This is a genomic window from Tahibacter caeni (assembly GCF_024609805.1).
Taxonomy (GTDB): Bacteria; Pseudomonadota; Gammaproteobacteria; order Xanthomonadales; family Rhodanobacteraceae; genus Tahibacter; species Tahibacter caeni.
In genome coordinates this window covers 1-7,060 of sequence record NZ_JANFVR010000259.1, presented here as the reverse complement: position 1 = coordinate 7,060, position 7,060 = coordinate 1, and the positions used below count along the sequence as shown (strand labels likewise).

8 protein-coding genes are annotated in these 7,060 nt (G+C 70.3%); 2 read left to right on the top strand and 6 right to left on the bottom strand.

Annotated features, from left to right (window positions below):
- The first annotated feature begins 187 nt into the window (after positions 1–187).
- Positions 188–1,555: a hypothetical protein gene (locus NON22_RS17995; RefSeq protein WP_257388329.1), complete on the top strand. Its 1,368-nt coding sequence runs from the start codon at positions 188–190 to the stop codon at positions 1,553–1,555.
- Between the two features lie 197 nt (positions 1,556–1,752).
- Here NON22_RS17995 and NON22_RS17990 read toward each other — a convergent pair whose 3' ends face one another.
- The 6 genes from NON22_RS17990 to NON22_RS17965 form a co-directional block, all read right to left on the bottom strand.
- A complete protein-coding gene (locus NON22_RS17990; RefSeq protein WP_257388328.1) occupies positions 1,753–2,001 on the bottom strand; it encodes a DUF3297 family protein in 249 nt (82 codons plus the stop codon).
- Positions 2,002–2,104: 103 nt separating this feature from the next.
- Complete coding sequence (locus NON22_RS17985) at positions 2,105–3,112, bottom strand: 2-dehydropantoate 2-reductase (protein ID WP_257388327.1); 1,008 nt, start codon at positions 3,110–3,112, stop codon at positions 2,105–2,107.
- Between the two features lie 24 nt (positions 3,113–3,136).
- On the bottom strand, positions 3,137–3,976 hold the full coding sequence (fghA, locus tag NON22_RS17980) for an S-formylglutathione hydrolase (RefSeq protein WP_257388326.1): 840 nt from the start codon (positions 3,974–3,976) through the stop codon (positions 3,137–3,139).
- Positions 3,977–3,987: 11 nt separating this feature from the next.
- On the bottom strand, positions 3,988–5,097 hold the full coding sequence (locus NON22_RS17975) for an S-(hydroxymethyl)glutathione dehydrogenase/class III alcohol dehydrogenase (protein ID WP_257388325.1): 1,110 nt from the start codon (positions 5,095–5,097) through the stop codon (positions 3,988–3,990).
- Positions 5,098–5,150: 53 nt separating this feature from the next.
- Positions 5,151–5,426 (bottom strand): formaldehyde-responsive transcriptional repressor FrmR, encoded by a 276-nt coding sequence (gene frmR / locus NON22_RS17970; protein WP_257388324.1) that lies wholly within the window; start codon positions 5,424–5,426, stop codon positions 5,151–5,153.
- Between the two features lie 72 nt (positions 5,427–5,498).
- Positions 5,499–6,623 (bottom strand): sulfotransferase, encoded by a 1,125-nt coding sequence (locus NON22_RS17965; RefSeq protein ID WP_257388323.1) that lies wholly within the window; start codon positions 6,621–6,623, stop codon positions 5,499–5,501.
- A 136-nt stretch (positions 6,624–6,759) separates the two neighbouring features.
- On the opposite strand from NON22_RS17965, the gene NON22_RS17960 reads away from it, so the two are divergent.
- The gene (locus NON22_RS17960; RefSeq protein WP_257388322.1) at positions 6,760–6,981 is read left to right on the top strand and encodes a hypothetical protein; all 222 of its coding nucleotides are present in this window, start codon (positions 6,760–6,762) and stop codon (positions 6,979–6,981) included.
- The last annotated feature ends 79 nt before the right edge of the window (positions 6,982–7,060 follow it).

Sequence of the window (7,060 nt, the reverse complement as noted above, 5' to 3'; positions counted from 1 at the left end):
TCTTCCGATCTAGCCCCGCCGGACCGGCGCGACCCGCGGTCCGTGCGCGCCGGCCGCCGCGATGACAGCCGGCCGCCCCGTTTCGCGCTTGTCGTCATCCGGAAATTGAATCAATGTATCCAAATCACAGTTGCTCACTGTGATACGCCGCGCCCGACTCCAGCCAACCCCCGTGGGGAGAAAAGCCATGAGTGCTCGCTTGCCGCAATGGTTGTTCGGTATCGTCCTGCTGTTCCTGGGCCACAGCGCCTTCGCCCAGACCCCCTGCAACGCCAGCTCGAGCTGGTTCACGAGTCCGAGTTTCCCGACCGAAATCGCCGACAACGGACAGACCGACTGCGTGTTCCACCAGTTCGCCTGGCAGGCCTTCATCGACGTCGTGCAGCCCAAGGCCGGCGGCGTGCGCGAATTCGAGACCTGGATGCCCGACTACGGCATCTTCGTGCCGGCCGGCACACAAGTGACGCCCTGGGGCCAGCAGCCCAACGCGCCGTGCTCGACGAACGCGAAGGCCGACGCGAAGAACGCGAAGAAGCTGTTCCTGCGTCCGCGCGTGCCCAAGGGTCCCGGCGCGCCGTCGGACGATCAGGCCACCGGCGATCCGCTGTACGACCAGAACAAGCAGGTCGTCTACTACAGCATCTGGGTCAACAAGACCGAATACACCTTCATCACCGAGTGCGATTTCAACAACACGACCTGCATCACGTCGGCGCCGGCGACGACCGCGCTGCCGGCCGGCTCGGTCGAACTCAAGGCCGCCTGGCGCGTGTTCACCGGCGCGGCGCCCAGCGACATGTACACGGTCCAGGGCGTGGTCGGCGACACCTGCCAGCCCGTCACGATGGGCCTCGTCGGCTTCCATCTCGTGGCCAACACGCCGGACCATCCGGAATTCATCTGGGCCACGTTCGAACACAACCGCAACGCGCCGGACTGCACGAATCCGCAGTCGCCGCCGGCCGCGGGCTGGTCGTTCAACAACCCGAGCTGCAACGCGACGAACTGCCCGCCGAACCAGAACAAGGTCAATCCGACCCAGGTCTGCCGCGTCGCGCCGCAGGGCGGCGGCAGCACCGACAACACCAGCGCCATCGTCGCGCTGAACGCGTCGGTGCAGTCGACCCTGCAGGGACTGATCAAGAGCTCGCCGGGCAAGTACGACAACATGGCGATCTGGCTGAACTACCAGATGACCGGCAACGTCTGGACCCGCGACGGCGCGCTGCCGCCGACCACGAGCAACATCGCCGGCTCGGTGGAGAACGCCAACACCACCCTGGAGACCTTCATCCAGGGCGGCGGCAACAACTGCTTCACCTGCCACACGCAGGCGCAGTTCGTCAGCAGCACCAAGGGCCCCATGGGCTTCCCGACCGGCGCCCCGGCCAACTTCAGCCATCTCTGGGGCTTCGCCCAGCAGACCGGCGGCTGCGGCAACGGCCAGGGCCCGCTGCCGGCCGCCTGTCCGGTCAAGAGCAGCGGCAGCGCGGTCAAGAAGGCGACCGACGCCGCGAAGACCGATGTGAAGAAGGCAGTGGAAAAGAAGAAGTGAGCCATGCCGCAGCCCTTCTCCCGCGCGGGAGAGGGGCTGCGGCAGCGACGGCCGCCGAGTTTCGGCGCCGTTGAAATATCGATCAGGAATTCAAGGCAAGCGAGGCGCGGCCGGCGAACGTGGCCGCGGCTGGCCGGAACCGTCGCCTTCCCCGAACCAGGAGGGCTTCGGAACGGTCTCACCCGCCGGCGATCACCTCACGACGCCGGCGATTCCCGGAAATACGCAACGACCTCGCCCTTGAGCTTGATCGTCATCGGGTTGCCGCGGCGGTCGCGGGCCTTGCCGGCCGGGACGCGGATCCAGCCTTCGCTGACGCAGTATTCCTCGACGTCGAAGCGTTCCTTGCCGTTGAAGCGGATGCCGATGCCGCGCTCGAAAGCGGCGGCGTCGTGAAACTTGCTGCGCGGGTCGCCGTCGAGGCGGTCGGGAGGCGTGTCGCTCATGGAAATGGATCCTGGTACGGGGCGCGCATCATAAGCCAGCCCGGCCGCGAAGGCCGTAAGAAGCGCCGCACCGCCTCCGGCCGGCCGCGCGCCGCGCGTCGGCTCAGCCCGCCTGCAGCGCCGCGAGCAGTTCGGTCCCGCTCCAGCGGCGCCGGCCTCCCTGCTCGGCCGCGTGCACGAGCGCGACGAGCCGCGCGTTGACCGGCGCCGGACGGCCGAGACGTTCGGCCAGCCGCACGACCTCGCCGTTGATCCAGTCGACCTCGGTCGCGCGCTGCGCCTGCAGGTCTTCCCACATCGAGGAGCGCGCGAGCGGATCGATCGCGAGCATGCCGCCGGCGACGAGGCGGAACAGCACGTCGGGCAATGCGAGCACGCGCGGTATCCAGGCGGCCGGCACGCGCGTGAGCTGCGCCGGGACGATGCCGGCCGCGGCGAGCAGCTCCAGCCCTTCGCGCTGGGCGAGCGCGAGACAGCGCCGGAAGGCGCGCTGGGACAGCTGCGTCTTCAGCGGCAGATCCGACAGCGCGTTGACCGGGTTGTTGAGATTCAGCAGCAGCTTCGCCCATTGCACCGGCAGCAGGTCCGCGTGCACGCGCAGCGGCAGTCCGGCGGCCGCGAACGCTGCGGCGAACGGCGCGAGGCGCACGTGATCCTCGACCTCCAGCTCGCCCTCGGTGCCCTGATGGAAGACGCCGTCGCCGCGATGCACGACGTTGAACGGCACCATGCCGGCGAGCACGGTCTGCGTCGTCAGCGCTTCGCGCAGGACGGCCGCGTTGCCGAGGCCGTTCTGCAGGCTGACGACGACCGCGTCGCGCCGCAGCACGCGCGCGAGCTCCTGCGCCGCTGCCGCGGTCGCGGCGGACTTGACCGTGACGAGCACGAGCGCCGCGTCGGCGGCCGCAGCGGCCGTCGTCGCATAGACGAGGTCCTGCGGTCCGAGCCGGTGGCGCCAGCCGCGGTAGTCGCTGAGCTGCAGGCCGTGCGCGGCGAGCTCGCGGCCCAGCCGTTCGCGGCCGACGAAGACGACGTCGCTGCCGGCCGCGGCGAGCCGGCCGCCGACGTAGCAGCCAATGCTGCCGGCTCCCATGACTGCGATGTTCGCCATGTCTGCCTCCGTCGGCGCCGCGGCTCAAGCCGCGCGCAGGCCCAGCGCCCGCGCGTGATGCGCGAAATGATCGCCGAGAAAGCTCGCGATGAAGTAGTAGCTGTGGTCGTAGCCGGGCTGCCGGCGCAAGGTCAGCGGATGGCCCGCCTCGCGGCAGGCCTGTTCGAGCAGCTCGGGCCGCAGCTGGGTCGCGAGGAATTCGTCGGCCCCGCCCTGGTCGACCAGCAGCGGCAGCCGTTCCGTTGCGGCCGCGATCAACGCGCAGGCGTCCCAGGCCTGCCACGCCCGGCGATCGTCGCCGAGATAGGCCGCGAGCGCCTTCTCGCCCCAGGGCACGCGGCTCGGCGCGACGATCGGCGCGAACGCCGACACGCTGCGGTAGCGGCCCGGATGACGCAGCGCGAGCACGAGCGCGCCGTGGCCACCCATGGAATGCCCGCTGATCGCGCGCGCTTCGTTCGCTGGAAAATGCGCTTCGACCAGCGCCGGCAATTCGTTCGCGACGTAGTCGTGCATGCGGTAATGCGCGGCCCAGGGCGCCTGCGTCGCGTCGACGTAGAAGCCGGCGCCCTTGCCGAGGTCGTAGCCGTCGGCGTCGGCCACGGCGTCGCCGCGCGGGCTCGTGTCCGGCGCGACGACGATGAGGCCGTGCTCGGCGGCGAACTGCTGCGCGCCGGCCTTCGTGATGAAGTTCTGCTCGGTGCAGGTCAGGCCGCTGAGCCAGTACAGCACCGGACAGGCGCGCTCGCGCGCCTGCGGCGGCAGGTAGATGCCGAAGCGCATGGCGCAATCCAACGTGGCCGAGCCGTGCTGCCAGACTTCCTGCACGCCGCCGCGGCTCGCGTGCGACTCGATTCGCTGCATGGCCGCGCCGCTCAGAAATGGATGACCGTGCGGATGGACTTGCCTTCGTGCATGAGGTCGAAGGCTTCGTTGATGCGTTCCAGCGGCAGGGTGTGCGTGATGAACGGATCGAGCCGGATCTGACCGCTCATGGCCTGTTCGACCATGCCCGGCAGTTGCGTGCGTCCCTTGACGCCGCCGAAGGCCGAGCCGCGCCAGATACGGCCGGTCACGAGCTGGAACGGCCGCGTGCGGATTTCCTGGCCCGCGCCGGCGACGCCGATGATGACGCTCTCGCCCCAGCCCTTGTGGCAGCACTCCAGCGCCGCGCGCATGACGTCCACGTTGCCTATGCATTCGAAGCTGAAGTCGACGCCGCCATCCGTCATGCCGACGATGACGTCCTGGATCGGCTTGTCGTGGTCCTTCGGGTTGATGCAGTCGGTCGCGCCCATCTCGCGCGCGAGCGCGAACTTGCCCGGATTCGTGTCGATCGCGAGGATGCGGCCGGCCTTGGCCTGCACGGCGCCCTGGATAACGGCCAGGCCGATGCCGCCCAGGCCGAACACGGCGACCGTGTCGCCTGGCTTGACCTTGGCCGTGTTGTGCACGGCGCCGATGCCGGTGGTCACGCCGCAGCCGAGCAGGCAGACCTTCTCGAGCGGCGCGGACGGATTGACCTTCGCGAGCGAGATCTCCGGCACGACCGTGTACTCGCTGAAGGTGCTGCAGCCCATGTAGTGATAGATGGGCTGGCCGTCGTACGAGAAGCGCGTGGTGCCGTCGGGCATCAGGCCCTTGCCCTGGGTCGCGCGCACGGCCTGGCAGAGATTGGTCTTGCCGGACTTGCAGAACTTGCATTCGCGGCATTCGGCCGTGTACAGCGGAATCACGTGGTCGCCGGGCGCGAGGCTCGCGACTCCCTCGCCGACCTCGACGACGACGCCGCCGCCTTCGTGGCCGAGCACGGCCGGAAACACGCCTTCGGGATCGTCGCCGCTCAGGGTGAACGCATCGGTGTGGCAGACGCCGGTCGCGTGGATGCGCACGAGCACTTCGCCCTTGCGCGGCGGCGCCACGTCGATTTCCACGATCTGCAACGGCTTGCCGGCTTCGAACGCGACGGCGGCACGACTCTTCATTGGCGCAACTCCCGGTGAAGACAAACGGATATGGGCGGCGCAACCGCCCGCGGTCATTTCAGATACGAGCGGACCAGCGCGACGACGTCCTCGACGCGCTCCTGGCGCTGCCGCGCCGAGGCGGCCGGCTGACCGAGCTCCTCGCGCAGGTGGCTCTCGAGCACTTGGGCCATCAGGCCGTTGACGGCGCCGCGTAGCGCGGCGATCTGCTGCAGCACGGCGGCGCAATCGGCGCCCTGCTCCAGCGCGCGCTGCAGCGCCTCGGTCTGGCCGCGGATGCGGCCGACCCGGGCGAGCACGCGTTTCTTCTCGGCAGGCGAATGCGGCATGAGCACGGTCCGTAGGATACTGGGGTACAGTATCCGATTGAACCGGCGATGGCCAGCGCCGGCGCGCCGCGCTCAGATGTAGGCGATGAGGTCGCGCAGACCGCGGTCGACGTCGCCGGTGATCGCGGCGATGCGCCCGCGCTCGACGGCGCTCAAGCCGTCGTCGTAGTAGTCGGGCAAGGACAGCCGGTCGCGCCAGCCCTCGACGAGGCGACCGGCCGATTCCGCGACCAGCCCGACATGCGCGGCGATGCGTGCGAGACCGGCCGGCGGATCGGCGCAGAGCGACTCGTAGCGCACGAGCAGGCAGGACTCGCGCAGGCGCGCGTCGCGCGCGAGCGCATCCAGCACCGCGCCGTAGACCTCGCGCCATTGCAGCGCATAGGCCGCGGCCGCGTCGCCGGCATCCCAGGCCGCGCGTATCGCGCGCGCGGCGCCGGCGTCGCCGCAGTGCTGCACGCGCTTGCGCGGACCGAATTCGAAATGGCCGCGCTCGGCGAGCTGCCCGCCGATGCGCGGATCCGCCGCGGCCCAGCGCCGGAACCAGGCGTCCTGCTTGACCAGCGAGGCGACCTGCGCCTGCGGCGCGCGCACCGGAATCAGGAAGCGCGCATCCGGCCACAGCGCCTGCAGATAGCCCAGGCGCAGCGCGTTGTAGTTGCCCTTGCAGAGATAGCGCCGGCCGCCCCGCACGGCGAGCAGCTTGCGCAGCTGGTCGCGGTAGAAGCGGTCGAACGCGGCGTCGCGCTGCGTACCGTCGAGGCGCTGGTCGACTTCTTCGTCGTGGCGCGCCGGAAAGAACGCCTGCCAGAAACATTCCTCGAACGCCTCGGGACTGTCGGGGCCGACGACGAGGCGGTCGCGATGCGCGCGCTCGGCCGGCACCGCCCTCGGCAGCGGCAGCCGGCGGCGCAGCGCGTTCCACCAGTACGGCAGCCACTGCAGCGGATAGTCGCTGTAGCGCCAGGAGGTGAACTCCGGCAGCTCCGCGAGCATTTCCAGCAGCACGGTCGAGCCGGAACGGGCCAGGCCGCAGACGTAGACCGGCCGCTCCAGCGGCGTGCCGGCGATCTCGTCGGCGACGCTGGCGGTTTCCAGACGCGCGAGCGCACGCAGGAGCCGCGGGAACCGCGCGGTGAACGTCCCGGCCCAGCGTTGCAGCGGCGGCGGCGGCGGTGGAAAGGCAGTGGTCGGCATGAAGCCCGCGAGTGTAGTGAGATGCGCGCGCGAACGCCCGGCGCATCGCTGCAGGCCCGCGGCGCGAGTCGCGCGGTGCCGGCTTCGCGGCGGCGGCTGCTAGACTCGGCCGTCTGAATCGTCTCCGGAGGGAGTGATGCGCGGACTGCTGTTCCTGGTGCTGCTGCTGACCGCCTGCGCGGCGCAGGCTTACATCGGCCCCGGCGCGGGCGTCAGCTTTTTCGGTTCGCTCTGGGCCATCGTCGTCGGCGTCGTGCTGAGTCTCGCGGCCGTGCTGATCTGGCCGCTGCGCTGGGCGCTGCGGCGCCTGCGCCGGCGCGCTCCGCAGGCACCGGCGGCCTCCGACCGCGACGCATGAGCGGGGTCGGTCCGCGCGCCGCACTGCTTGTCGCGCTCTGCCTGTGCGCCGCGCTCGCCGGCTGCCGCGGCGAAGCGCC

What these genes read in the sequence shown, in the direction of transcription:
- NON22_RS17960 (WP_257388322.1), top strand. Translation starts at nt 6,760, where the DNA reads ATGCGCGGACTGCTGTTCCTGGTGCTGCTGCTGACCGCCTGCGCGGCG.
- NON22_RS17965 (WP_257388323.1), bottom strand. Translation starts at nt 6,623, where the DNA reads ATGCCGACCACTGCCTTTCCACCGCCGCCGCCGCCGCTGCAACGCTGG.
- NON22_RS17975 (WP_257388325.1), bottom strand. Translation starts at nt 5,097, where the DNA reads ATGAAGAGTCGTGCCGCCGTCGCGTTCGAAGCCGGCAAGCCGTTGCAG.
- frmR (WP_257388324.1), bottom strand. Translation starts at nt 5,426, where the DNA reads ATGCCGCATTCGCCTGCCGAGAAGAAACGCGTGCTCGCCCGGGTCGGC.
- NON22_RS17985 (WP_257388327.1), bottom strand. Translation starts at nt 3,112, where the DNA reads ATGGCGAACATCGCAGTCATGGGAGCCGGCAGCATTGGCTGCTACGTC.
- NON22_RS17990 (WP_257388328.1), bottom strand. Translation starts at nt 2,001, where the DNA reads ATGAGCGACACGCCTCCCGACCGCCTCGACGGCGACCCGCGCAGCAAG.
- NON22_RS17995 (WP_257388329.1), top strand. Translation starts at nt 188, where the DNA reads ATGAGTGCTCGCTTGCCGCAATGGTTGTTCGGTATCGTCCTGCTGTTC.
- fghA (WP_257388326.1), bottom strand. Translation starts at nt 3,976, where the DNA reads ATGCAGCGAATCGAGTCGCACGCGAGCCGCGGCGGCGTGCAGGAAGTC.